The sequence below is a fragment of the Streptomyces sp. NPDC020884 genome (genome assembly GCF_044333935.1).
Lineage (GTDB): Bacteria > Actinomycetota > Actinomycetes > Streptomycetales > Streptomycetaceae > Streptomyces.
In genome coordinates this window covers 297,798-322,817 of sequence record NZ_JBIRRY010000001.1, presented here as the reverse complement: position 1 = coordinate 322,817, position 25,020 = coordinate 297,798, and the positions used below count along the sequence as shown (strand labels likewise).

General features: G+C 71.0%; 21 protein-coding genes. 18 read left to right on the top strand and 3 right to left on the bottom strand.

From position 1 onward, the window contains the following. Positions 1 to 4: 4 nt before the first annotated feature. From murF to ACH4UK_RS01415, 12 genes are all read left to right on the top strand, one after another. The gene (gene murF, locus ACH4UK_RS01470) at positions 5 to 1,426 is read left to right on the top strand and encodes a UDP-N-acetylmuramoyl-tripeptide--D-alanyl-D-alanine ligase (protein ID WP_398354049.1); all 1,422 of its coding nucleotides are present in this window, start codon (positions 5 to 7) and stop codon (positions 1,424 to 1,426) included. After that, positions 1,423 to 2,493, top strand: a complete 1,071-nt coding sequence (gene mraY, locus ACH4UK_RS01465; RefSeq protein WP_398354048.1) for a phospho-N-acetylmuramoyl-pentapeptide-transferase — start codon at positions 1,423 to 1,425, stop codon at positions 2,491 to 2,493. The genes murF and mraY overlap by 4 nt, the downstream gene beginning before the upstream one ends. Continuing rightward, the gene (murD, locus tag ACH4UK_RS01460; RefSeq protein WP_398354047.1) at positions 2,475 to 3,917 is read left to right on the top strand and encodes a UDP-N-acetylmuramoyl-L-alanine--D-glutamate ligase; all 1,443 of its coding nucleotides are present in this window, start codon (positions 2,475 to 2,477) and stop codon (positions 3,915 to 3,917) included. The genes mraY and murD overlap by 19 nt, the downstream gene beginning before the upstream one ends. A 62-nt stretch (positions 3,918 to 3,979) precedes the next feature. After that, positions 3,980 to 5,434 (top strand): putative lipid II flippase FtsW, encoded by a 1,455-nt coding sequence (gene ftsW / locus ACH4UK_RS01455; protein WP_398354046.1) that lies wholly within the window; start codon positions 3,980 to 3,982, stop codon positions 5,432 to 5,434. A gap of 6 nt (positions 5,435 to 5,440) precedes the next feature. Further along, positions 5,441 to 6,529 carry an undecaprenyldiphospho-muramoylpentapeptide beta-N-acetylglucosaminyltransferase gene (murG, locus tag ACH4UK_RS01450; protein WP_398354045.1) on the top strand — a complete coding sequence of 363 codons (1,089 nt, stop codon included), beginning with the start codon at positions 5,441 to 5,443 and terminating at the stop codon, positions 6,527 to 6,529. A gap of 62 nt (positions 6,530 to 6,591) precedes the next feature. Then, the gene (locus ACH4UK_RS01445; protein WP_398354044.1) at positions 6,592 to 7,386 is read left to right on the top strand and encodes a cell division protein FtsQ/DivIB; all 795 of its coding nucleotides are present in this window, start codon (positions 6,592 to 6,594) and stop codon (positions 7,384 to 7,386) included. Between the two features lie 276 nt (positions 7,387 to 7,662). Further along, positions 7,663 to 8,886: a cell division protein FtsZ gene (gene ftsZ, locus ACH4UK_RS01440; protein ID WP_398354043.1), complete on the top strand. Its 1,224-nt coding sequence runs from the start codon at positions 7,663 to 7,665 to the stop codon at positions 8,884 to 8,886. Further along, positions 8,883 to 9,626, top strand: a complete 744-nt coding sequence (gene pgeF, locus ACH4UK_RS01435) for a peptidoglycan editing factor PgeF (protein ID WP_398354042.1) — start codon at positions 8,883 to 8,885, stop codon at positions 9,624 to 9,626. The genes ftsZ and pgeF overlap by 4 nt, the downstream gene beginning before the upstream one ends. A gap of 3 nt (positions 9,627 to 9,629) precedes the next feature. Then, entirely contained in the window at positions 9,630 to 10,349 is a 720-nt protein-coding gene (locus tag ACH4UK_RS01430; RefSeq protein ID WP_398354041.1) for a YggS family pyridoxal phosphate-dependent enzyme, read from the top strand. A gap of 125 nt (positions 10,350 to 10,474) precedes the next feature. Beyond that, entirely contained in the window at positions 10,475 to 11,104 is a 630-nt protein-coding gene (locus tag ACH4UK_RS01425) for a cell division protein SepF (RefSeq protein WP_228926830.1), read from the top strand. Between the two features lie 90 nt (positions 11,105 to 11,194). Next, on the top strand, positions 11,195 to 11,479 hold the full coding sequence (locus ACH4UK_RS01420) for a YggT family protein (protein ID WP_006123846.1): 285 nt from the start codon (positions 11,195 to 11,197) through the stop codon (positions 11,477 to 11,479). A 49-nt stretch (positions 11,480 to 11,528) separates the two neighbouring features. Further along, positions 11,529 to 12,677, top strand: coding sequence for a DivIVA domain-containing protein (locus ACH4UK_RS01415; protein WP_398354040.1), 1,149 nt, complete (start codon positions 11,529 to 11,531; stop codon positions 12,675 to 12,677). 442 nt (positions 12,678 to 13,119) lie between these two features. Here ACH4UK_RS01415 and ileS read toward each other — a convergent pair whose 3' ends face one another. After that, positions 13,120 to 16,263: an isoleucine--tRNA ligase gene (gene ileS, locus ACH4UK_RS01410; RefSeq protein WP_398354039.1), complete on the bottom strand. Its 3,144-nt coding sequence runs from the start codon at positions 16,261 to 16,263 to the stop codon at positions 13,120 to 13,122. 566 nt (positions 16,264 to 16,829) lie between these two features. Between ileS and ACH4UK_RS01405 the strand changes: the two genes are divergently transcribed. The 5 genes from ACH4UK_RS01405 to ACH4UK_RS01385 all read left to right on the top strand — a co-directional run bounded on the left by ACH4UK_RS01405 (position 16,830) and on the right by ACH4UK_RS01385 (position 21,420). Continuing rightward, a complete protein-coding gene (locus ACH4UK_RS01405) occupies positions 16,830 to 17,603 on the top strand; it encodes a TraR/DksA family transcriptional regulator (RefSeq protein WP_398354038.1) in 774 nt (257 codons plus the stop codon). A gap of 57 nt (positions 17,604 to 17,660) precedes the next feature. Next, positions 17,661 to 18,251 (top strand): signal peptidase II, encoded by a 591-nt coding sequence (gene lspA, locus ACH4UK_RS01400; protein ID WP_398354037.1) that lies wholly within the window; start codon positions 17,661 to 17,663, stop codon positions 18,249 to 18,251. Positions 18,252 to 18,300: 49 nt separating this feature from the next. After that, positions 18,301 to 19,242 carry an RluA family pseudouridine synthase gene (locus ACH4UK_RS01395; protein WP_398354036.1) on the top strand — a complete coding sequence of 314 codons (942 nt, stop codon included), beginning with the start codon at positions 18,301 to 18,303 and terminating at the stop codon, positions 19,240 to 19,242. Then, complete coding sequence (locus ACH4UK_RS01390; protein ID WP_398354035.1) at positions 19,239 to 19,724, top strand: GNAT family N-acetyltransferase; 486 nt, start codon at positions 19,239 to 19,241, stop codon at positions 19,722 to 19,724. The genes ACH4UK_RS01395 and ACH4UK_RS01390 overlap by 4 nt, the downstream gene beginning before the upstream one ends. Before the next feature lie 109 nt (positions 19,725 to 19,833). Then, positions 19,834 to 21,420, top strand: coding sequence for a Na+/H+ antiporter (locus ACH4UK_RS01385; RefSeq protein ID WP_398354034.1), 1,587 nt, complete (start codon positions 19,834 to 19,836; stop codon positions 21,418 to 21,420). Positions 21,421 to 21,458: 38 nt separating this feature from the next. Here the strand turns inward: ACH4UK_RS01385 and ACH4UK_RS01380 are convergent, their stop codons facing one another. Next, on the bottom strand, positions 21,459 to 22,610 hold the full coding sequence (locus ACH4UK_RS01380) for a mechanosensitive ion channel family protein (RefSeq protein ID WP_398354033.1): 1,152 nt from the start codon (positions 22,608 to 22,610) through the stop codon (positions 21,459 to 21,461). 51 nt (positions 22,611 to 22,661) lie between these two features. Here ACH4UK_RS01380 and ACH4UK_RS01375 point away from each other — a divergent pair, with 51 nt between their 5' ends. Next, positions 22,662 to 23,240: a dienelactone hydrolase family protein gene (locus ACH4UK_RS01375; protein ID WP_398354032.1), complete on the top strand. Its 579-nt coding sequence runs from the start codon at positions 22,662 to 22,664 to the stop codon at positions 23,238 to 23,240. Positions 23,241 to 23,268: 28 nt separating this feature from the next. Here ACH4UK_RS01375 and ACH4UK_RS01370 read toward each other — a convergent pair whose 3' ends face one another. Then, the gene (locus ACH4UK_RS01370; protein WP_398354031.1) at positions 23,269 to 24,927 is read right to left on the bottom strand and encodes an alkaline phosphatase D family protein; all 1,659 of its coding nucleotides are present in this window, start codon (positions 24,925 to 24,927) and stop codon (positions 23,269 to 23,271) included. Positions 24,928 to 25,020 lie beyond the last annotated feature (93 nt).

Below are 25,020 nucleotides of genomic sequence, written 5' to 3'. Positions count from 1 at the left end.
CCAAGTGATCACCCTTTCCCTCGCCGAGATCGCCGAAATCGTCGGCGGGCAGTCGTACGACATACCGGACCCGGCAGTCACCGTGACCGGACCCGTCGTCATCGACTCCCGCGCCGTCGCGCCCGGCAGCCTGTTCGCCGCGTTCGCCGGCGAACGGGTCGACGGCCACGACTACGCGCGGCGCGCCGTCGAAGCGGGCGCGGCGGCCGTACTGGCGGCCCGTCCCGTCGGCGTCCCGGCGATCGTCGTGGACGACGTCGTCGGCGCGCTCGGAGCCCTCGCCCGTGCCGTCGTGGAACGCCTCGGCACCACCGTCGTCGGCCTCACCGGATCCGCGGGCAAGACGTCCACCAAGGACCTGATCGCGCAGCTCCTCGAGCGCAGGGCCCCGACCGTCTGGACGCCCGGCTCCCTCAACAACGAGATCGGCCTGCCGCTCACGGCCCTCACCGCCACCGCCGAGACCGAGCACCTGGTCCTGGAGATGGGGGCCCGCGGCATCGGCCACATCCGCTACCTCGCCGACCTCACCCCGCCCCGGATCGGCCTGGTCCTCAACGTCGGCTCCGCGCACCTCGGCGAGTTCGGCAGCCGGGAGGCGATCGCCCAGGCCAAGGGCGAACTGGTCGAGGTCCTCCCGGAGGACGGCTGCGCCGTGCTCAACGCGGACGACCCCCTCGTCCGCGCCATGGCCTCGCGCACCAAGGCCCGCGTGCTGCTCTTCGGAGAAGCCCCCGAAGCGGACGTACGGGGCGAGAAGGTCCGGATGACCGCAGACGGACGGCCCGCCTTCGAGCTCCACACACCCACCGGGTGCAGCGACGTGACCATGCGCCTGTACGGTGAGCACCACGTGTCGAACGCGCTCGCCGCGGCCGCCGTCGCCCATGAGTTGGGCATGTCCGTGACCGAGATCGCCGAAGCGCTCTCGGAGGCGGGCACCCTCTCCCGCTGGCGCATGGAGGTCACCGAGCGTCCGGACGGTGTGACGGTCGTCAACGACGCCTACAACGCGAACCCCGAATCCATGAGAGCCGCACTGCGTGCGCTGGCTGCCATGGGCCAGGCCCGAGGGGCCGACGGGGGACGCACCTGGGCGGTGCTCGGTCAGATGGCCGAGCTCGGTGACGCGTCGCTCGCCGAGCACGACGCGGTCGGACGGCTCGCCGTCCGGCTCAACGTCAGCAAGCTCGTCGCTGTCGGGGGGAGAGAAGCCTCCTGGCTGCAACTGGGCGCATATAACGAGGGTTCGTGGGGTGAGGAGTCGGTGCACGTGTCCGACGCACAGGCGGCCGTCGACCTGTTGCGCAGTGAACTGCGCCCGGGAGACGTCGTGCTGGTGAAGGCGTCCCGGTCGGTCGGCCTGGAGAAGGTCGCCCAGGCACTGCTGGAGAACTCGACCGAGGGCGAGGTCGCCGGCCGATGAGGCAGATCCTCTTCGCGGGGGCCATCGGGCTCTTTCTGACCCTGGTCGGTACTCCGCTGCTGATCAAGCTGCTGGCCCGCAAGGGATACGGGCAGTTCATCCGGGACGACGGCCCGCGCACGCACGGCAGCAAGAAGGGCACGCCCACGATGGGCGGCATCGCCTTCATCCTGGCGACGATCATCGCGTACCTCCTCGCGAAGGTCATCACGGGCGAGGACATCCGCTACTCGGGCGTCCTCGTGCTGTTCCTCATGACCGGGATGGGCATCGTCGGCTTCCTCGACGACTACATCAAGATCGTCAAGCAGCGCTCGCTCGGTCTGCGGGCCAAGGCGAAGATGGCCGGACAGCTGATCGTGGGCATCGCCTTCGCGGTGCTCTCGCTCCAGTTCGCCAACTCCAGCGGCTACACCCCGGCCTCCACCCGGCTCTCGTTCGTCGAGGACTTCGGCTGGTCGATCGGCCCGGTGCTGTTCTGCGTCTGGGCACTGTTCATGATCCTCGCCATGTCCAACGGCGTGAACCTCACCGACGGCCTCGACGGCCTGGCCACCGGCGCCTCGGTGATGGTCTTCGGCGCCTACACCTTCATCGGCCTGTGGCAGTTCCAGGAGTCCTGCGCCAACGCGGACAACCTGACCAACCCCAGCGCCTGTTTCGAGGTACGCGACCCGCTCGACCTCGCCGTCGTCGCCTCCGCCCTGATGGGCGCCTGCTTCGGCTTCCTGTGGTGGAACACCTCGCCCGCCAAGATCTTCATGGGCGACACCGGCTCGCTCGCCCTCGGCGGCGCGCTCGCGGGCCTCGCGATCTGCTCCCGCACCGAGTTCCTGATGGCCATCCTCGGCGGCCTCTTCGTGATGATCACCATGTCCGTGGTCATCCAGGTCGGTTCGTTCAAGATGACCGGCAAGCGGGTCTTCCGGATGGCGCCACTCCAGCACCACTTCGAACTCAAGGGGTGGTCCGAAGTCCTTGTCGTGGTCCGCTTCTGGATCATCCAGGGCATGTGCGTGATCGTCGGCCTCGGCCTCTTCTACGCGGGATGGGCAGCCAAGAAGTGAGCACCGTGGACTGGCAGGGCAAGCACGTCACCGTCGCCGGGCTCGGCGTCAGCGGCATCCCCGCTGCCCGTGCCCTGCACGAGCGCGGCGCGCTCGTCACCGTCGTCAACGACGGCGACGACGACCGCGCCCGCGCGCAGGCAGCCGAACTGGAGGCGCTCGGCATCACCGTGCGCCTCGGCGACGGAGCCACCCTGCCGCCATCCACGGAACTCGTCGTCACCGCCCCCGGCTGGCAGCCGGACAAGCCGCTCTTCCTGGCTGCCGCCGAGGCGGGCGTCCCGGTCTGGGGCGACGTCGAACTGGCCTGGCGACTGCGCGGGACCAACGGCCGCGAGGCCGCCCCCTGGCTCGCGGTCACCGGCACCAACGGCAAGACCACGACCGTACGCATGCTGGCCTCGATCCTGGAGGCGGCGGGCCTGCGCACCGCGGCCGTCGGCAACATCGGCGTATCGCTGCTGGACGCGGTGCTCGGCGAGACGGAGTACGACGTCCTCGCCGTCGAGCTCTCCAGCTACCAGCTGCACTGGGCGCCCTCCCTGCGCGCCCACTCCGCCGCCGTCCTCAACCTGGCCCCCGACCACCTCGACTGGCACGGCTCGATGGAGGCGTACGCCGCCGACAAGGGCCGCGTCTACCAGGGCAACACCGTGGCCTGCGTCTACAACGTCGCCGACCCGGCCACCGAGGACCTGGTCCGCGAGGCCGACGTCGAGGAGGGCTGCCGGGCCATCGGCTTCACCCTCGGCGCCCCCGGCCCCTCGCAGCTCGGCGTGGTCGACGGCATCCTCGTCGACCGGGCCTTCGTGGCCAACCGCCAGAAGCAGGCCCAGGAGCTGGCCGAGGTCGCCGACGTCAACCCGCCGGCCCCGCACAACATCGCCAACGCCCTCGCCGCCGCCGCCCTCGCCCGCGCCTACGGCGTGGAACCGGCCGCCGTCCGCGACGGTCTGCGCGCCTTCCGGCCGGACGCCCACCGCATCGAACACGTCGCGGACATCGACGAGGTCGCCTACGTCGACGACTCCAAGGCCACCAACACCCACGCCACCGAGGCCTCCCTCGCCGCCTACGAGTCCATCGTCTGGATCGCGGGCGGACTGGCCAAGGGCGCCACCTTCGACGGGCTGGTCACCGGTGCGGCGAAGCGGCTGCGCGGGGTCGTGCTGATGGGCGCCGACCGCGCGCTGATCCGCGAAGCCCTGACGCGACACGCCCCCGAAGTCCCGGTGGTCGACCTCGACCGGACCGACACTGGGGCGATGTCCGAAGCCGTCGCGCAGGCGGCCGCGCTCGCCCGGCCGGGCGATACGGTACTGCTGGCCCCGGCCTGTGCCTCGATGGACATGTTCACCAACTACAACAAGCGGGGCGAGGCGTTCGCGGACGCGGTCCGCGCACGCGCCGGCGAGAGCGCCTGACCGACCGGGCCTCCGCGCCGGGGCACGGGCCCCGGGCACGAGCAGTGGAGGGGACAGCGACAATGCCGGCCGACGAGAGTTTCGCCGTACGGCGGGAGAGCGCGAGGGCCTCGATTCCCCGCCCCTTCACCGCGGCGCCCGCCCCCTCCGGCGTACCGCTGCCCCCCGGGCTCGCCCTGCGCGGGCGCCTCGCCACCGGCGCCCGGCGCCCCGAGGCGCCCCGCGGCTCCGGACGCGGCGGCTCGGGCCCCCGCACCCCGCGCGGCGGACGGGGCGGGCGCGGCGGCGGACCGCGCCGGACCTACGAGCGGGCACGACGGGCCTGGGACCGGCCCCTGACCGCCTACTACGTGATCCTCGGCTCCAGCCTCCTGATCACCGTGCTGGGCCTGGTGATGGTCTACTCCGCCTCGATGATCAAGGCGTTGGACATCAGCAAGCCCGCGACGTACTTCTTCGCCAAGCAGTTCCTCGCCGCCGTCATCGGCGGCGGGCTGATGCTGATCGCCGCCCGGATGCCGGTGAAACTCCACCGGGCGCTGGCCTACCCGATACTGATGGTCACCGTCTTCCTGATGATCCTGGTCCAGGTGCCGGGGATAGGGATGTCGGTCAACGGCAACCAGAACTGGCTCTACCTGGGCGGCCCGTTCCAGCTCCAGCCCAGCGAGTTCGGCAAGCTGGCCCTCATCCTGTGGGGAGCGGACCTGCTGGCCCGCAAGCAGGACAAGCGGTTGCTGACGCAGTGGAAGCACATGCTCGTGCCGCTGGTCCCGGTGGCCTTCATGCTGCTCGGACTGATCATGCTCGGCGGCGACATGGGAACCGCGATCATTCTCACGGCGATCCTGTTCGGCCTGCTCTGGCTGGCCGGCGCCCCCACCCGGCTGTTCGCCGGGGTGCTCGGCTTCGCCGCCGTCATCGCCTTCGTCCTGATCCGGACCAGCCCCAACCGGATGTCCCGGCTCGCCTGCATGGGCGTGAGCGAGCCCGATCCGGAGGGCGGCTGCTGGCAGGCCGCACACGGAATCTATGCTCTGGCGTCCGGCGGATGGTTCGGTTCCGGACTGGGCGCGAGTGTGGAAAAATGGGGTCAACTCCCCGAACCCCACACTGACTTCATCTTCGCCATCACCGGTGAGGAACTGGGTCTGGCGGGGACGCTGTCCGTGCTCGCCCTGTTCGCGGCCCTAGGCTATGCGGGTATCCGCGTGGCCGGACGCACGGAGGACCCCTTCGTGAGGTATGCCGCGGGAGGCGTGACCACGTGGATCACGGCCCAGGCCGTGATCAACATCGGTGCGGTGCTCGGCCTGTTGCCGATCGCCGGGGTTCCGCTCCCGCTGTTCTCCTACGGGGGGTCGGCCCTGCTGCCGACGATGTTCGCGGTCGGGCTGATGATCGCCTTCGCACGGGAGGACCCCGCCGCGAAGACGGCCCTGGCCATGCGGAAGCCCGGGGTGAGATGGAAGACGATGAGACGGCGCGTCAAGAAGCGTCCGTCCGGAGAGCGGTGAATTTCGGTGCATGTCGTACTCGCCGGCGGGGGGACCGCCGGGCACATCGAGCCCGCGCTTGCCCTCGCAGACGCCCTGCGCAGGCAGGACCCGACCGTGGGAATCACTGCCCTCGGCACGGAACGCGGACTGGAGACCAGGCTCGTGCCCGAGCGGGGGTACGAGCTGGCGCTCATCCCTGCCGTCCCGCTGCCCCGTAAGCCCACGCCCGAACTGATCACCGTCCCGGGCCGGCTGCGCGGCACCATCAAGGCCGCCGAGCAGGTCCTGGAGCGCACCAAGGCGGACTGCGTGGTCGGCTTCGGCGGCTATGTCGCGCTGCCCGGCTACCTGGCCGCCAAGCGGGCCGGCGTGCCGATCGTGGTCCACGAGGCCAACGCCCGCCCGGGTCTGGCCAACAAGATCGGCTCCCGGTACGCCCACGGGGTCGCCGTCTCCACCCCGGACAGCAAGCTGCGCGGCGCCCGCTACATCGGCATCCCGCTGCGCCGCACCATCGCCACCCTGGACCGCGCCCGGGTCCGCCCGGAGGCCCGCGCCGCCTTCGGCCTCGACCCCAACCTGCCCACGCTGCTGGTCTCCGGCGGCTCACAGGGCGCGCGCCACCTCAACGAGGTCGTCCAGCGGGTCGCACCGCTGCTCCAGCGCTCCGGGATCCAGATCCTCCATGTGGTCGGCCCGAAGAACGAATTGCCGCGCATCGACAACATGCCCGGGATGCCGCCCTACATCCCGGTACCGTACGTGGACCGGATGGACCTCGCGTACGCCGCGGCCGACATGATGCTCTGCCGCGCGGGCGCGATGACCGTCGCCGAGCTCACCGCCGTCGGGCTCCCCGCCGCCTACGTCCCGCTGCCCATCGGCAACGGCGAACAGCGGCTCAACGCCCAGCCGGTGGTCAACTCCGGCGGCGGACTGCTGGTGGACGACGCGGCGCTCACCCCGGAATGGGTGCAGGGCAACGTCCTGCCGGTACTGTCGGACCCCCACCGGCTGTACGAAATGTCCCGCGCCGCCGCCGAGTTCGGTCGGCGCGACGCCGACGACCTGCTCGTCGGCATGGTGTACGAAGCGATCGCCGCGCGCCGCTAGGCGCCCGGCGCGATGCGGTGCGGACCCGGGGCGGGCGTCCCGGGTCCGGCGAAGGAGCGAGCGTGGCCGGACCGACGACCGCCCAGCGCGGCGCACCCGGGCGGGCGGACACCTCCGCCCGCCCACCGCACATCGGGCCCGAGCGGCCCCGGATCAGCCGCCGCACCCTGCTGATCCTGATCGCCGTCGTGGCCGCCCTGCTCGCCGCGTTCGTGGTCTGGGTGCTCTACGGCTCCTCCTGGCTCCGCGTCGAGAAGGTCAGCACGAGCGGCGTCGAGGTCCTCACCCGCGAGGAAGTGGAAGCGGTTGCCGCCACTCCGATCGGCGCCCCGCTGATCTCCGTGGACACCGACGCCATGGAGCGCCGGTTGCGCCAGAAGTTGCCTCGTATCGACACAGTTGATGTCGTTCGGTCCTGGCCGGGCGGCATCGGCCTTAAGGTGACCGAACGGAAGCCGGTCCTGCTGGTCGAAAAGGGCGGAAAGTTCGTGGAAGTGGACGCCGAGGGCGTGCGCTTCGCCACCGTGGACAAGGCGCCCGACGGCGTGCCCCTGCTGGAGCTGGATCCCGACCCTTCCGCGAGCCTTCGCCGCTTCGGCGGTGACCGTCTGTTGCGGGAAGCGGTCCGGGTCGCCGGTGACCTTCCGGCGGGCGTCGCCAAGGACACCGACGTCGTACGGGTCACCTCGTACGACGCGATCACCTTGCGGCTCACCCGGGACCGTGTGGTGACCTGGGGCAGTGGCGAGGACGGTCCGGTGAAGGCGCGCGTTCTCGCCGCACTCATGAAAGCCGCCCCCAAAGCGGGACAGTTCGACGTAAGCGCTCCCACCGCCCCGGCGGTATCGGCGAGTTGACGGGCATTTGTGCTGGCCAACACCCTGGTTGGTCAGCGCTACGGGTGATCACATAGGGTGAAAAGAAAAACGGGAGGTTCGGCGTGTTCGTTGAACGTGCGCCACTTGTCGACTTAGTGTCCTGTTCGGAAGAGTCCAGGAAGCAGACACACTGGTAACCCTAAACTTCAACGTTAGGGTTTGGGTCGGCGTTCGGACCGTCCCCATCGACATCAGTCGTCGCCGCGGGGCAACCGCAGAGCGACGACACGTAACTCGAGGCGAGAGGCCTTCGACGTGGCAGCACCGCAGAACTACCTCGCAGTCATCAAGGTCATCGGTGTCGGCGGCGGTGGTGTCAATGCCATCAACCGAATGATCGAGGTCGGTCTCAAAGGCGTCGAGTTCATCGCGATCAACACGGACGCACAAGCCCTGTTGATGAGCGACGCCGACGTCAAGCTCGACGTCGGCCGCGAACTCACCCGTGGCCTCGGCGCCGGGGCCAACCCGGCCGTCGGTCGTAAGGCGGCAGAGGACCACCGTGAGGAGATCGAGGAGGTCCTCAAGGGGGCCGACATGGTCTTCGTCACCGCCGGAGAGGGCGGCGGCACCGGCACCGGCGGCGCACCCGTCGTCGCCAACATCGCGCGCTCGCTCGGCGCCCTGACGATCGGCGTGGTCACCCGCCCGTTCACCTTCGAGGGCCGGCGACGCGCGAACCAGGCGGAGGACGGCATCGCCGAACTCCGCGAAGAGGTCGACACCCTCATCGTCATTCCCAACGACCGCCTGCTGTCCATCTCGGACCGCCAGGTCAGCGTGCTCGACGCGTTCAAGTCGGCCGACCAGGTGCTGCTCTCGGGTGTCCAGGGCATCACCGACCTCATCACCACCCCGGGTCTGATCAACCTCGACTTCGCCGACGTCAAGTCGGTCATGTCCGAGGCCGGATCGGCGCTCATGGGCATCGGATCGGCGCGCGGCGACGACCGTGCGGTGGCGGCCGCGGAGATGGCGATCTCCTCGCCCCTCCTGGAAGCCTCCATCGACGGCGCCCGCGGTGTCCTGCTCTCCATCTCCGGCGGCAGCGACCTCGGTCTCTTCGAGATCAACGAGGCCGCCCAGCTGGTGAGCGAGGCGGCCCACCCCGAGGCCAACATCATCTTCGGCGCCGTCATCGACGACGCCCTGGGTGACGAGGTGCGGGTCACCGTGATCGCCGCGGGCTTCGACGGCGGACAGCCGCCGACCCGCAGGGAGAACGTCCTCGGCGCGAACAGCAACAAGCGCGAGGAGCAGGCCGCCCCGGCCAGGTCCTCCGCCGAGTCCGCGCGTCCGGCCGGCGGACTCGGTTCGGTTCCCCTGCGCGAGGAGAGCCCGGCCCCGGCCGAGCCCGCCCCCGCGTCGGCTGCGAACGAGAGCGCGCTCGGTCCGGTCTCGCCGCCGCACGTCCCGCCGGCCCGTCCCTACCAGGACACCCAGGCCGAAGAGCTGGACGTACCGGACTTCTTGAAGTGATAGGTCAGCATCAGGCGGCACCCGTCACGGGCAGCGCTCATTTCGCCTTCACCGACCGGTGGGGCGGGGTGAGCGCCGCTCCGTACGGTGAGCTCAACCTCGGCGGCGCGGTCGGTGACGACCCCGCCGCCGTCGGCGCGAACCGCGAGCGCGCGGCCCGTCACCTCGGTCTCGACCCGGCGTCCGTCGTCTGGATGAACCAGGTGCACGGCCGGGACGTCGCGGTGGTGGACGGACCCTGGGGTGCGGACGCGGAGATTCCGGCCGTGGACGCGGTGGTGACCACCCGGCGCGGACTGCCGCTCGCGGTCCTCACCGCCGACTGCACCCCCGTTCTTCTCGCCGACCCGGTCGCCGGAGTGGTCGGGGCGGCGCACGCCGGGCGGCCGGGGCTGGTCGCCGGAGTCGTTCCGGCGGCGGTCGAGGCCATGGTCGCGCTCGGCGCACACCCCTCCCGGATCACCGCGCACACCGGGCCGGCCGTCTGCGGCCGGTGCTACGAAGTGCCCGACGCGATGCGGGCCGAGGTCGCCGAGGCCGTCCCCGGCACCTGGTCCGAGACCAGCTGGGGAACTCCGGCGGTGGACGTCACCGGCGGAGTCCACGCCCAGCTCGCCGCACTCGGTGTGACGGACCGGCACTCCTCGCCGCTCTGCACCCGGGAATCGGGCGACCACTTCTCGTACCGCCGCGACCGCGTCACCGGGCGGCTCGCCGGATATGTCTGGTTGGACGGATAGGGCATGACGGACCGTAAGGCTCAACTCGCGGCGAATCTCGCACAGGTGGAGGAAAGGATCACTTCCTCCTGCACCGCGGCGGGCCGCAAGCGCGAGGAAGTGACCCTGATCGTGGTCACCAAGACCTACCCCGCGAGCGATGTGCGGATCCTGCATGAACTCGGTGTGCGGCATGTCGCCGAGAATCGTGACCAGGACGCGGCCCCCAAAGCCGCCACTTGTGACGACCTTTCGCTGACATGGCACTTTGTCGGACAATTGCAGACGAACAAGGTCCGTTCTGTGACGGGATACGCCGATGTCGTGCAGTCGTTGGACCGCACCAAACTGGTGACCGCTCTCTCGGCCGCCGCGGTGCGCGGGGAGCGTGAGCTCGGCTGCCTCATCCAGGTCGCCCTGGACGCGGAGAGCGGCGAGCGCGGCGAACGCGGCGGTGTCGCGCCGGACGGGGTCGAGGAGTTGGCGGCCGCGATCGACGCGGCTCCCGGACTCCGGCTCGACGGTCTGATGACCGTGGCGCCGTTGGCCGGCGCGTACGCCGGTCGGCAACGGGCCGCGTTCGACCGGCTGATGGAAATCTCATCCCGCCTGCGCGCCGGTCATCCGGCTGCGAACATGGTCTCCGCAGGTATGAGCGGGGACCTGGAGGACGCGGTGGCGGCCGGAGCGACACATGTACGCGTCGGTACGGCGGTACTCGGAGTCCGACCCCGGCTCGGGTAACGTCGCGAAGCAAGTCGGACCACAGCAGAAAATATGGTCATTCCCACTCGGAGTGGGCAGGCCACCGTGGATCGCGGGCACTTGGTGACGAATGCCGATCCACCACAGAGCGGAGGACTCGGAGCATGGCCGGCGCGATGCGCAAGATGGCGGTCTACCTCGGCCTCGTGGAGGACGATGGGTACGACGGTCCGGGGTTCGACCCCGATGACGAATTCGAACCTGAGCCGGAGCCCGAGCGCGACCGGCGGCGGCATCAGCCCCCGCACCAGGTGGAGCGGGAACGCGAGCGCGAGCGCGAAAGGGATGAACCGGTACGAGTCGTACAGCCACCCGCTCAGCGTGAGCCGGTTCAGCTCCCCGCGGAAAGCGGGCGACCCGCCCGAATCGCCCCCGTGGCATCCATCACACCTGAACGCCCGAACATGGAGAAGAACGCACCGGTGATCATGCCCAAGGTCGTGTCCGAGCGGGAGCCGTACCGCATCACCACGCTGCACCCCAGGACCTACAACGAGGCCCGTACCATCGGGGAACACTTCCGTGAGGGCACTCCGGTGATCATGAATCTCACGGAGATGGACGATACGGACGCGAAGCGACTTGTCGACTTTGCCGCAGGACTCGTCTTCGGTCTCCATGGCAGCATTGAACGCGTGACGCAGAAGGTGTTCCTGTTGTCGCCTGCTAACGTCGATGTCACGGCGGAGGACAAGGCCCGCATCGCAGAGGGCGGATTCTTCAACCAGAGCTGAGAACACGACACCGGGAACAACCCGGCCGAGAGGCCGGTGCCGGCCACGAGGCCGGAGCTACGAGAGCCAGGGGAGAGGGAAGCGCGAGACATGGGCGTCGCACTGGATGTGGTCTATATCGCGCTGATGTGTTTCCTCATCGTGCTGATCTTCCGGCTGGTCATGGACTATGTCTTCCAGTTCGCACGTTCATGGCAACCCGGCAAGGCGATGGTGGTCGTACTTGAGGCCACCTACACTGTCACCGATCCACCGCTCAAGCTTCTGCGGCGATTCATCCCGCCGCTGCGTCTCGGGGGCGTGGCACTCGACCTGTCCTTCTTCGTTCTGATGATCATCGTCTACATCCTGATCAGCGTTGTGGTCAGGTTGTGAGCGATACGGTCTTGCCGACTGCCGACGACTACGTAGAGGTGAAGAAGAGATGCCGTTGACCCCCGAGGACGTGCGGAACAAGCAGTTCACGACCGTCCGCCTCCGAGAAGGCTATGACGAGGACGAGGTCGATGCCTTTCTCGACGAGGTCGAATCGGAGCTGACCCGTCTGCTCCGTGAGAACGAGGACCTGCGCGCCAAGCTGGCCGCCGCGACGCGTGCCGCCGCGCAGAACCAGCAGCAACAGCAGCAGGGCATGCGCAAGCCTCCGGAGCAGCAGGATCGCCCGGGTGCGCCCGTTCCCGCCGCCATATCCGGACCGCCGCAGCAGCAGCAGCCCCCGCAGATGGGTCCGCCCCAGCTGCCCGGTGGCGCGCCGCAGCTGCCCGCAGGTCCCAGTGGCCACGGCCCCCAGGGTGGCCACGGCCCCGGTCCGCAGGGCCCGCACGGCCCCGGCCCGATGCAGGGCGGCCCCATGGGTGGCCCGATGGGCGGCCCCATGGGCCAGCACCCCCAGCAGCAGCAGATGCAGCAGATGCAGCCCCCGCAGATGCAGCAGCAGGGACAGGGCCCCGGTGGCGACAGCGCCGCCCGTGTCCTCTCGCTCGCGCAGCAGACCGCCGACCAGGCGATCGCGGAGGCCCGTTCCGAGGCCAACAAGATCGTCGGCGAGGCGCGCAGCCGTGCCGAGGGTCTGGAGCGCGACGCGCGCGCCAAGGCCGACGCCCTGGAGCGGGACGCGCAGGAGAAGCACCGCGTGGCGATGGGCTCGCTGGAGTCGGCCCGCGCGACGCTGGAGCGCAAGGTCGAGGACCTGCGGGGCTTCGAGCGCGAGTACCGCACGCGGCTGAAGTCCTACCTGGAGAGCCAGCTGCGTCAGCTGGAGACCCAGGCGGACGACTCGCTCGCCCCGCCGCGGACTCCGGCAGCCGCTTCGCTGCCGCCGTCGCCCTCGCTGGCTCCGGCCGGTGCGGGTGCGATGGGTCACTCCATGGGCGGCTCCAACCACGGTGGCCACGGCGGCCAGCAGATGGGTGGCGGTCAGACCATGGGCGGTGCCCCGTCCTACGGCGGTCAGCAGCAGATGTCGCCTGCGATGACGCAGCCGATGGCGCCGGTGCGGCCGCAGGCGCCGCAGCCGATGCAGCAGGCGCCTTCGCCGATGCGTGGGTTCCTGATCGACGAGGACGACAACTGAGCGGTTCGCGCTCGCTGAGCGCGTAGCCGTCGGCAGGCGAAGGGCCGGGCCCCGGGAATTCCCGGGGCCCGGCCCTTTGGCGTGGGCGGCGTGCGCCCGGCCCCCTGTGTCCTCAAACGCCGGACGGGCTGGTTTCGGGGCTCCGCCCCGGACCCCGCTCCTCAATCGCCGGAGGGGCTTGAGAGGGCCGGGCACATCAAGCCCGTCCGAGGGTTGAGGGGGCCGGCATATCCAGCCCGTCCGAGGGTTGAGGGAGCCGGGCACATCAAGCCCGTCGAGGGTTGACGGGGCCGGGTATCCAGCCCGTCCGGCGATTGAGGACGTCTTTCAAGCCTCGCCGGCGATTGAGGCGCGGGGGTTCGGGGGCGGAGCCCCTGAGGGGGTACGCGGGAGGGCCCGGCCGGAACGTGCGGCCGGGCCCTCCTGGTCGTGCGGGCTACCGCTACTGCTTGCGCAGGCGGAACGTGAGCGCCAGGCCCTCGTCCTCGAACGCCTCGCCGTACGTCGCGTCCGCCTCGCCCTGCGCGTAGTCCGGGGCGAGCACCTCCTCGGAGATCAGCGGCGTGTGCTCCGTGAGCGCCTCCACCGTCGCCGGGGACGTCGACGTCCAGCGGACGGCGATGCGGTCCGCGACGTCCAGGCCGCTGTTCTTGCGGGCCTCCTGGATCAGGCGGATCGCGTCACGGGCCAGGCCCGCGCGGCGCAGCTCCGGGGTGATCTCCAGGTCCAGGGCGACCGTCGCGCCCGAGTCCGAGGCGACCGACCAGCCCTCGCGCGGGGTCTCTGTGATGATCACCTCATCCGGGGAGAGCGTGATGCTCTCGCCCTCCACCTCCACCGAGGCCGTGCCCTCGCGCAGGGCCAGCGACAGCGCCGCCGCGTCCGCGTTCGCCACCGCCTTGGCCACCGCCTGCACGCCCTTGCCGAACCGCTTGCCCAGGGCGCGGAAGTTCGCCTTCGCCGTGGTGTCGACCAGCGAGCCGCCCACCTCGGAGAGCGAGGCGAGCGATGTGACGTTCAGCTCCTCCGTGATCTGCGCGCGCAGCTCGGGGGAGAGGGCCGTGAAGCCCGTCGCCGCCACCAGTGCGCGGGACAGCGGCTGGCGCGTCTTCACGCCCGACTCCGCGCGCGTGGCCCGGCCCAGCTCCACCAGGCGGCGCACCAGCGCCATCTGGGAGGAGAGGGCGGGGTCGATCGCCGACAGGTCCGCCTGCGGCCAGGTGGACAGGTGAACCGATTCCGGGGCGTCGGGGGTGACCGGGGCGACCAGGTCCTGCCAGACCCGCTCGGTGATGAACGGGGTCAGCGGGGCCATCAGCCGGGTCACTGTCTCGACGACCTCGTGCAGCGTGCGCAGCGCAGCCTTGTCGCCCTGCCAGAAGCGGCGGCGGGAGCGGCGTACGTACCAGTTGGAGAGGTCGTCCACGAACGCCGAGAGCAGCTTGCCGGCGCGCTGGGTGTCGTAACCCTCCATCGCGGCCGTCATCTGGTCGACCAGCGCGTTCAGTTCGCTCAGCAGCCAGCGGTCCAGGACCGTGCGGTCCGCCGGGGCCGGGTCGGCCGCCGACGGGGCCCAGCCCGACGTGCGCGCGTACAGCGCCTGGAAGGCGACCGTGTTCCAGTAGGTGAGGAGCGTCTTGCGGACGACCTCCTGGATCGTGCCGTGGCCCACGCGCCGTGCCGCCCAAGGGGAGCCGCCCGCCGCCATGAACCACCGCACCGCGTCCGCCCCGTGCTGGTCCATCAGCGGGATCGGCTGGAGGATGTTGCCCAGGTGCTTGGACATCTTGCGGCCGTCCTCGGCGAGGATGTGGCCCAGGCAGACGACGTTCTCGTAACTCGACTTGTCGAAGACCAGGGTGCCGACCGCCATCAGCGTGTAGAACCAGCCGCGGGTCTGGTCGATGGCCTCCGAGATGAACTGCGCCGGATAGCGGCTCTCGAAGATCTCCTTGTTCTTGTACGGGTAGCCCCACTGCGCGAACGGCATCGAACCCGAGTCGTACCAGGCGTCGATGACCTCCGGGACGCGGTACGCCTCCAACTGGCAGTTCTCCTGCGTGCAGGTGAAGGTGATCTCGTCGATGAACGGACGGTGGGGGTCCAGCGCCGACTGGTCGGCGCCGGTCAGTTCGGTCAGCTCCGCGCGTGAGCCCACGCAGGTGAGGTGGTCGTCCTCGCAGCGCCAGATCGGCAGCGGCGTGCCCCAGTAGCGGTTGCGGGACAGCGCCCAGTCGACGTTGTTGTTCAGCCAGTCGCCGAAGCGGCCGTTCTTGACCGAGTCCGGGTACCAGTTGGTCTTCTCGTTCTCCTCGAGGAGCCGGTCCTTGATCGCCGTGGTCCGGATGTACCAGGACGGCTGCGCGTAGTAGAGCAGCGCCGTGTGGCAGCGCCAGCAGTGCGGGTAGCTGTGCTCGTAGGGGACGTGGCGGAAGAGCTTGCCGCGCGCGTCCAGGTCCGCGGTGAGCGCCTCGTCGGCCTTCTTGAAGAAGACGCCGCCGACCAGCGGCAGGTCCTCCTCGAAGGTGCCGTCGGGGCGGACCGGGTTGACCACGGGCAGGCCGTAGGAGCGGCAGACCACGAGGTCGTCGGCGCCGAACGCGGGGGACTGGTGGACCAGACCCGTACCGTCCTCGGTCGTGACGTACTCGGCGTTGACGACGTAGTGCGCCTCAGCGGGGAAGTCGACCAGGGCGAAGGGGCGTTCGTAGGTCCAGCGCTCCATCTCCGCGCCGGTGAACGACTGGCCGGTGACCTCCCAGCCCTCGCCGAGGGCCTTCTCCAGGAGCGGCTCGGCGACGACGAGCTTCTCCTCGCCGTCCGTCGCGACGACGTACCGGACGTCCGGGTGCGCGGCGACGGCCGTGTTGGAGACCAGCGTCCACGGCGTGGTCGTCCAGACCAGGAGGGCCGCCTCGCCGGCCAGCGGGCCGGAGGTGAGGGGGAAGCGGACGAAGACCGAGGGGTCGACGACCGTCTCGTACCCCTGGGCCAGCTCGTGGTCGGACAGGCCCGTGCCGCAGCGGGGGCACCAGGGGGCGACCCGGTGGTCCTGGACCAGCAGGTCCTTGGTGAAGATCTCCTTCAGCGACCACCACACGGAGTCCACGTACTCCGGGTCCATCGTGCGGTACGCGTCGTCCAGGTCGACCCAGTAGCCCATGCGGGTCGTCAGCTCGGCGAAGGCGTCGGTGTGCCGGGTCACGGACTCACGGCACTTGGCGTTGAACTCGGCGATGCCGAACGCCTCGATGTCCTTCTTGCCGTTGAAGCCCAGCTCCTTCTCGACCGCGAGCTCGACCGGCAGACCGTGACAGTCCCAGCCGGCCTTCCGGCCGACGTGGTAGCCCTGCATGGTGCGGAAGCGGGGGAAGACGTCCTTGAAGACGCGGGCCTCGATGTGGTGGGCGCCCGGCATGCCGTTGGCGGTGGGCGGACCCTCGTAGAAGACCCACTCGGGGCGGCCCTCGGACTGGTCGAGGCTCTTGGCGAAGACCTTGCTCTCGCGCCAGAAGTCGAGCACGGCGTGCTCCAGCGCGGGCAGGTCGACCTGGGCGGGTACCTGGCGGTACTGCGGCGATGTCATGTGCGGCTTCCTCCGGCGGACGTATTCCACTTCCGTCGGAGGGACGAGAGCGTCTCGGCTCCCGCGGTACCACCCTCCTTGGCCCCGGGCGCGTGCCCGTGGCCCCCTCATTGGGGTCGCGATGCCGGGTCTAGTGGCCCTGGCGCTCGTGGGGCGGAGCCCACGGTCCAAAGCGTTCTTCCGGCGGCTCCGGGGTGATCTTCACGACGCGCTGGCCCCCGGGCTCCCACCGTCCCCGGGTCGCTGCTGGCTGCGTACGGCGCTACTCGTCCCGTCCATGCCTCTCGCTGGGCCCAGTGTACGGGCCTGTACGGCCCGCGGCCGACCGGTTATCGGGGGCGCGCGGGCGTGACCCGAGTGGCGGGACGGGGCGTACGGACTTGCCCGGGGGGCCCGGGGGCCGGATTACCGGGCGGGGAGCTGGGAACAACGGAGGCAGGCGCGCCACGACCGGATACGGGGGAGGGGCGAGAAGGCGGCGTGCCCCGTTGCCGCGGGGCTGGAGTCGATTTATCGTCCCAGCACGATTCGCGAGCAAGATCACAATGTGTGAAGGGGCCGCGGCCATGGTGGCGAAGAAGACGGCGGAAGAGACCCCGCCCGAGCACGACAGCACCCACGAGCCACCGGCCGAGCAGGCGGCCGAGCCCGCGAAGAAGACGGTCAAGAAGGCCGCTGCCAAGAAGACGGCAGCCAAGAAGACGGCAGCGAGGAAGACCGTGGCCAAGAAGACCGCGGCGAGGACGGCGGTCGGTGAGAAGCCCGCCGCCAAGAAGAGCGTGGCCAAGAAGGCGTCGAAGAAGGCCGCAGCGGCGGCCACGGAGGCGGCTCGGGCCGCCGAGCAGACGGGAGCCCACACGGTGGTAGCCAAGAAGAGCGCGAGTCGTCCCGCAGCACGCGCACAGGCCACGGCCCCCGTGCCGCCGGCCCGCGCCGCCGCCCCCGGCGAGCTGGCCGTCCGGCCCGGAGAGGACCCCTGGACGCCCGAGGAGGTCACCGAGGCGCGGACGGTGCTGACGAGCGAGACGCTGCGGCTGCGCAGCGAACTGGAGGCCTCCGGCGCGGCGCTCGCCGGGCTGATGCGGGACTCCGGCGACGGCGCGGGCGACGACGAGGCCGACACCGGAACCAAGAACATCACCCGCGAGCACGAGCTGTCGCTCGCCGCCAACGCCCAGGAGATGCTGGAGCAGACCGAGCGGGCGCTGGCCCGCCTGGAAGCCGGGACGTACGGACTCTGCGAGGTCTGCGGCAAACCGATCGGCAAGGCGCGGATGCAGGCCTTCCCCCGGGCCACTCTCTGCGTCGAGGACAAACAGAAGCAGGAGCGGCGCGGCTGATCCACAGCGGTGTGTCGTACCCTCATCCTCAGTCGGCACCTAGGTTGAGGGACTCACGTGGCAGAGGCGGAGCGCATCATCGGTACGCCGGAAAATCCCGATGCCGAGAGCACGGACGAGGGCGGCAGCACGGCCGCCGACGCCACCGTGAACGCGGGCCGGGGCAAGCGGAAGGTCCTCGTCCTCCTGAGCGTGGCCGTCGTGGCCTACCTGCTGGACCTGGTCACCAAGATGATCGTGGTCGCGAAGCTGGAGCACCAGCCGCCGATCGACATCATCGGCGACTGGCTGCAGTTCCGGGCGATCCGGAACGCGGGCGCCGCGTTCGGGTTCGGCGAGGCGTTCACGGTGATCTTCACCATCATCGCCGCCGGAGTGATCGTGGTCATCGTCCGGCTGGCCCGCAAGCTCTACAGCCTGCCGTGGGCCATCGCCCTGGGCCTTCTCCTGGGCGGTGCGCTCGGCAACCTCACCGACCGCCTCTTCCGGGCGCCCGGCGTGTTCGAGGGCGCGGTGGTGGACTTCATCGCCCCCAAGCACTTCGCCGTCTTCAACCTCGCCGACTCCGCCATCGTGTGCGGCGGCATCCTCATCGTGATCCTCTCCTTCAAGGGCCTGGACCCCGACGGGACCGTGCACAAGGACTGACCGGGGCCGGGCTGCGCGGGGAGCCTTCGGCGCAAGGCATACTCGACAGGTGAGTACGCACCCCGAGATCCGCACCCTGCCCGTACCGGACGGCCTGGAAGGCGAGCGCGTCGACGCCGCCATCTCCAGGATGTTCGGTTTCTCCCGCACCAAGGCCGCCGAGCTGGCCGCAGCCGGGAAGGTCCAGGTGGACGGTTCGGTGGCCGGGAAGTCCGAGCGGGTCCACGGGGGCGCCTGGCTTGAGGTCGAGATGCCGGGGGCGCCGGCCCCCGTCCAGATCGTCGCCGAGCCCGTCGAGGGCATGGAGATCGTCCACGACGACGACGACATCGTCGTCATCATGAAGCCGGTCGGCGTCGCCGCCCACCCCAGCCCCGGCTGGACCGGCACCACCGTCATCGGCGGCCTCGCCGCCGCCGGCTACCGGATCTCGACCTCCGGCGCCGCCGAGCGCCAGGGCATCGTGCACCGCCTCGACGTCGGCACCTCCGGCCTGATGGTCGTCGCCAAGTCCGAGCGCGCCTACACCCTGCTCAAGGCCCAGTTCCGCGACCGGATCGTCGACAAGAAGTACCACGCCCTCGTCCAGGGCCACCCGGACCCGATGAGCGGCACCATCGACGCCCCCATCGGCCGCCACCCCAACCACGACTACAAGTGGGCGGTCACCGCCGAGGGCAAGCCGTCGGTGACCCACTACGACCTGATCGAGGCCTACCGCTCCGCCAGCCTTCTCGACATCAAGCTGGAGACCGGCCGCACCCACCAGATCCGGGTCCACATGGCCGCCCACCGCCACCCCTGCGTCGGCGACCTGACGTACGGCGCGGACCCGACCCTGGCCAAGCGCCTCGGACTGACCCGCCAGTGGCTGCACGCCGTGCGCCTCGGCTTCGAGCACCCGAGCGACGGCAGCTGGGTGGAGTTCTCCAGCACCTACCCGGCCGACCTCCAGCACGCCCTCGACACCATCTCCGCGGAGAGCCAGTGACCGCCGGGCCCTCCCCGTACAGCACCCGCAGGGCCGTCGAGGAGAGCGACCTGGCGGCCTGCTTCCAGGTCCGCAAGGACGTCTTCGTCGGTGAGCAGAACGTGCCCGAGGAGCTGGAGTACGACGCCCACGACGCGACCGCCGTGCATGTCCTGGCCGTCGCCGCGGACGGCACGGCGCTCGGCACCGGGCGGCTGCTGCACGGCGCGGACGCGGTCGGCAAGACCGGCGGCGACCCGGCCGCCGGCTCGCTGGGCCGGCTCGCCGTGAGCCGGGAGGCCCGCGGCCTCGGGGTCGGCGCGGCCCTCGTCGCGGCCATCGAGGACGAGGCGCGGAAGCTGGGCCTGGCCGCCGTCGACCTGCACGCCCAGACCCACGCCCTCGGCTTCTACGAGCGGCTCGGCTACGTCGCGTACGGCCCCGAGTTCCCCGACGCGGGCATGCCCCACCGGGCCATGCGGCGGCAGATCCACCCGGCCTGAGCGCCGCGAGCGGGGGGTATCGGTCGAATCGCGCACCCCGCGTGACAGGGTGAGAGCCCTGTTCGGCCGCTCGTGACGGACCGGACCCGCACGCTGGGGAAGGCGCCTCGTGGAACAGATGTCCCTGCTGCTCCTGCTGTTGCTCGGAGCCGTGGTCACCGTGCCGCTCGGGGCGCGGCTGGGGCTGCCGGCACCGGTGCTGATGACCCTCGTCGGCATCGCGATGGCCTTCATGCCGTTCGTGCCGAACGTCGACATCCCGCCCGAGATCATCCTCCCCGCGCTGCTCCCGCCCCTGCTCTACGCCACCGTCCAGCGCACCTCCTGGCGGCAGTTCGCCGCCAACCGCCGCCCGATCTTCCTGCTGGCGGTGGCTCTCGTCTTCGTCACCACGGCTGCCGTCGCCGCGGTCGCCAACTCGATCGTGCCGGGGCTGCCCATCGCCGCGGCCGTCGCGCTCGGTGCGCTCGTCGCCCCGCCCGACCCGGTCGCGGCGACCGCCGTGGCCGGCTCCGTGGGGCTGCCGCGCCGGCTGGTGTCGATCCTGGAGGGCGAGGGGCTCTTCAACGACGTGACCGCCATCGTGCTTTACCACGTGGCCATCGCCGCCGCCGTCAGCGGCACCTTCTCGCTGCCCGAGGCCTTCGGGCTGCTGATCCTCTCCGCCGTCGTCGCGGTCGCCGTCGGACTCGCGCTCGGCTGGCTCACCATCAAGCTGATGAACCTGCTCGGCGACGCCACGCTCCAGGTCGGCCTGACCCTGCTGGTCCCCTTCGTCGCCTACGTCCTCGCGGAGGAGCTGATGGGCTCCGGCGTGCTGGCCGTCCTGACCATCGCGCTGTTCCTCGCCGAGCACACCGCCGACGCCGACGACGTGCTCGGCCGGCTCACCGGACGTACCTTCTGGGACATCGTCGACACCCTCGTCACCGGCGTCGCCTTCGGACTGATCGGCCTGGAGCTGCACACCGTGTTCGGCACCGCCGACGGGCACGCCCTGGAGATGGTCGGCTGGGGGCTCGCGATCGTCGCGGTCGTCGTCGGCGTACGGCTGCTGTGGCTGCTGCCCGCGACCTGGCTGGCCAAGAAGCTGCACACCCGCCGGGACGTCAGCGAGGAGATCCCCACCAGCTGGCGGGAGACCGTCGTGATGTGGTGGGCCGGAATGCGCGGGGTGGCCTCGGTCGCCCTGGCGCTGGCGATCCCGCTGGAGACCGACGACGGGCAGCCCTTCCCCGGGCGCGAGGAGATCATCTTCATCGCGTTCGCCGTGATCATGGCCACGCTGGTCTTCCAGGGGCTCACCCTGCCCTGGCTGGTGCGCAAGCTGAAGGTCCGGGCCGACACCGACGCCGAAGAGGCCCTGGAGCGGGAACTCGCCCTCCGGGCGGCCAAGGCCGCCAAGTACCGCCTCAAGGAGATCCAGGAGGTGGAGGACTTCCCCGAGGAGGTCGTGGAGCGGCTCCAGCGCGCCGCGTACGACATCGGGGCCCGGATCAGCCCCGACATGGTCGACGAGGAGCGGCGCGAGGCCTACGCCAAGCGCGCCGACCGCTTCAAGGCGGTCAGCCGCGTCCAGCGCGAGATGATGTCGGCCGCCCGCCACGAGGTGCTCTCCGCACGCAGCGAGGCCGGATCGGACCCGGAGGTCGTCGACCGGGTCCTGCGGTATCTGGACGTCCGCTCCCTGCGCTGAGCAGCGGGGCGGTGTAGCGGGGCGCTGAGACCGGGGCTTCAGCCGCGGCCCGTGCGCGGAGCCTTGGAGCCGCCGCCCTCGACCGCCGGCGCGCTCCCGTTGCGTACGCTCCGGCCGCCCGGCCCCGTCGGCTCCGCCCACTGTCCGCCCGGCGGCAGCACGGCGGGCGCGGTGGAGATCCGCGGCAGCGCGTACGGATGGTGGTCGCGCAGCCAGCCGACCAGCTGCTCGCGCACCGCGCAGCGCACCGTCCAGATGTCGTTCGCGTCCTTCGCGGTGACCACGGCCCGCACCTGGATCGTGGACGGCGTCGTGTCCGTGACGGCCAGCGACCAGTCCCGGCCGTCCCAGGCGGCGATGTCGCCCAGCATGTCCCGCAGCTTCTCGCGCATCGCGGCCACCGGAGCGGAGTGGTCCAGATGGAAGAAGACCGTGCCGGTCATCTGCACCCCGCCGCGCGACCAGTTCTCGAACGGCTTGCTGGTGAAGTAGGAGACCGGCATCGTGATCCGCCGCTCGTCCCAGGTCCGCACCGCCAGGAACGTCAGGGTGATCTCCTCGACCGTGCCCCACTCGCCGTCCACCACCACGGTGTCGCCGATCCGCACCATGTCGCCGAACGCGATCTGGAGCCCGGCGAAGAGATTGCCCAGCGTCGACTGGGCGGCGACGCCCGCGACGATGCCCAGCACACCGGCCGAGGCGAGCATCGAGGTGCCGACCGCCCGCATCGGGGGGAACGTCAGCAGCATCGCGGCGATGGCTACCACCGTCACCACCGCGATGACCACGCGCTGGATCAGCGTCACCTGCGTCCGCACCCGGCGGACCCGGGCCGGGTCGCGGGTGGCCGTCGCGTACCGGGCGTAGCTGGCCTCCACGGCCGTCGCCGCGATCCGCACCACCAGCCAGGCGGACGCGCCGATCAGCACCAGGGTCAGGACCTGGCCGATCCCGGCCCGGTGGTCCCACACCCAGGTGATCTTCGTCTGGCGGTAGCTGCCGCGCAGCAGCGCCGTGATGATCACCACCTGCAACGGGGGCCGGCAGCGCCGCAGCAGTCCCCACAGCGGAGTCTCGTGGTGACGGCTGTCGGCCCGCCGCAGCAGCAGGTCGACCAGCCAGCCGACCAGCAGGGTGATCACCACGGAACCGCCGATCACGATCAGCGGGCGCAGCACGCTCTCCATTGCCTCGTCCTCCTGTTGACGCAGGGCGGCCCCCGGGGTGCGAATGGCACCATGGGCCTCATGAACATCATGCTTTTCCACTCGACGTACGGGCTCCGGCCCGCCGTGCACGCCGCGGCCGCGCGGCTCAGGGACGCCGGCCATGAGGTGCGCGTGCCCGATCTGTTCGAGGGGCACACCTTCGACACGGTGGAAGAGGGCATGGCCCACAAGGAGGAGATCGGCAAGGACGAGCTGCTGAAGCGCGCCGTGCTGGCCGCAGCGCCCTACTCCGACCAGGGACTCGTCTACGCCGGTTTCTCGCTCGGGGCGGCGACCGCGCAGACCCTGGCGCTCGGCGACGCGAAGGCCCGGGGGCTGCTGCTCTTCCACGGCACATCGGACATCGCCGAGAAGGCCTCGGTGGACGAGCTGCCCGTTCAGCTGCACGTCGCGGACCCGGACCCCTTCGAGTCCCACGACTGGCTGAACAGCTGGTATCTCCAGATGCAGCGGACCGGCGCGGACGTGGAGGTCTACCGCTATCCCGGGGCCGGCCACCTGTTCACCGACCCCGATCTGCACGACTACGACCAGGCGGCCGCCGAGCAGACCTGGAAGGTCGCGCTTGGCTTCCTGGCCACCCTGTAGGACCCCTCGCCCCGAGGGCGCGCGCCGCTCAGCGCACCGGGCGGTCGGCCCGCTCGACGCGCTGGGTGCCCCGGCGGGTGCGGTAGGAGCGGGTCCAGGCGGAGGTGGCGTCGCGGTCCGTCCGGTCGGACACCGCGTAGTAGTCCATCTGCGCCCGCTCGGCGGTGACGTCCAGCACTCCGTAGCCGTGCGCGTCCATGTCCACCCACCGCACATGGCGGTTGGCCGCCCGCACGGCCGCCGCCGCGACCAGCGACACGGTCCCCGGCGCGACCCGCAGGATGTCGTCGAGGTTGTCCGAGGTCACCGACGTGACCACGAACTCCGTCGCCGCCGAGGCCGACAGCGGATACGTGGCCGCCCGCACCGGTACGTCGTTGGCCCAGGCCATGTGGATGTCGCCGGTCAGGAACACCGTGTCGGCGATGGCCCCCTTCCGCAGGTGGGAGATCAGCTCCGCGCGGTCGTCGGTGTAGCCGTCCCACTGGTCGACGTTGACCGCCAGGCCCTCCTTCGGCAGCCCCAGCAGCCCGGCCAGCGGCTCCAGCAGATGCGCGGGGAGCGCGCCGAATGCCACCGGGGAGATCATCACCGACGTACCGACCAGCTTCCAGGCCGCGTCCGACCCGGTCAGCCCCGCCTTCAGCCAGTCCAGCTGGGCCCGGCCGGTGACCGTGCGCTCCGGGTCGTCCACCGCCCCGCTGCCGATCGACGCCTGCTCGGAGCGGAAGCTGCGCAGATCCAGCAGATGCAGCTCGGCCAGCCGTCCGAAGCGCAGCCGCCGGTAGACGGTCCCCTCGGTGGAGGCGCGGACCGGCATCCACTCGAAGTACGCCCGCTTGGCCGCCGCCACCCGCTGCTCCCAGGCCCCCTCCGCACCCGGCGTGTGGTTCTCCGCGCCGCCCGACCAGGCGTTGTCGGCGAACTCGTGGTCGTCCCAGATCGCGATCACCGGGTGGGCCGCGTGCAGCGCCTGGAGGTCGGTGTCCGTCTTGTAGTGCCCGTGCCGGGTGCGGTAGTCGGCGAGGTCCAGGATCTCGTGGGCGGGCCGGTGCGCACGCAGCACCGCGTCCTTCGCCGGGTACTCGCCGGTCCCGTACTCGTAGAGGTAGTCGCCCAGGTGCAGGACCGCGTCCAGGTCGGGCCGGTCGGCGAGATGCCGGTACGCGGAGAACCAGCCCGCCTCCCAGTTGGCGCAGGACACCACGCCGAGGCGGATGCCGGGCACGGCGGCGTCGGTCGCGGGCGCGGTGCGGGTGCGGCCGAGGGGAGAGAGCACGCCGTCGCCCGCCGTGAAGCGGAACCAGTACGCGGTGGCCGGCCGCAGTCCCCGGACGTCGGCCTTCACGGTGTGGTCGGAGGCGGCCGACGCGATCGTCGTGCCGGTCGCGGCTATCCGGACGAACTCCCGGTCCTCCGCGACCTCCCAGCGCACGGGGGTGTCGGCGCCGAGCCCCGATCCGGGCTCCGCGCCGGGCTCGGGGGTGACGCGCGTCCACAGCAGGACGCCGTCGGGCAGCGGGTCGCCGGAGGCGACGCCGTGCAGGAAGGCGGGCGATCCGGCCGCACGGGCGGGAGTCGCGGAGGTGACGGACGCGGTGGCGAGCACGGGGACGGCGGCGGCGCCCGCGGCGGCGGCCCGCACGACGGTGCGGCGGCTCGGCGAGGAAAGGTGTCGACTGGTCACGGCCGATCACCCTAGGGGCGCGGACGGCGAACGGGCGGGCGAACAGCGGAAGTTCGCCCACCCGTCGGGAAACGGTCGCCGCCCGGTGGCCCG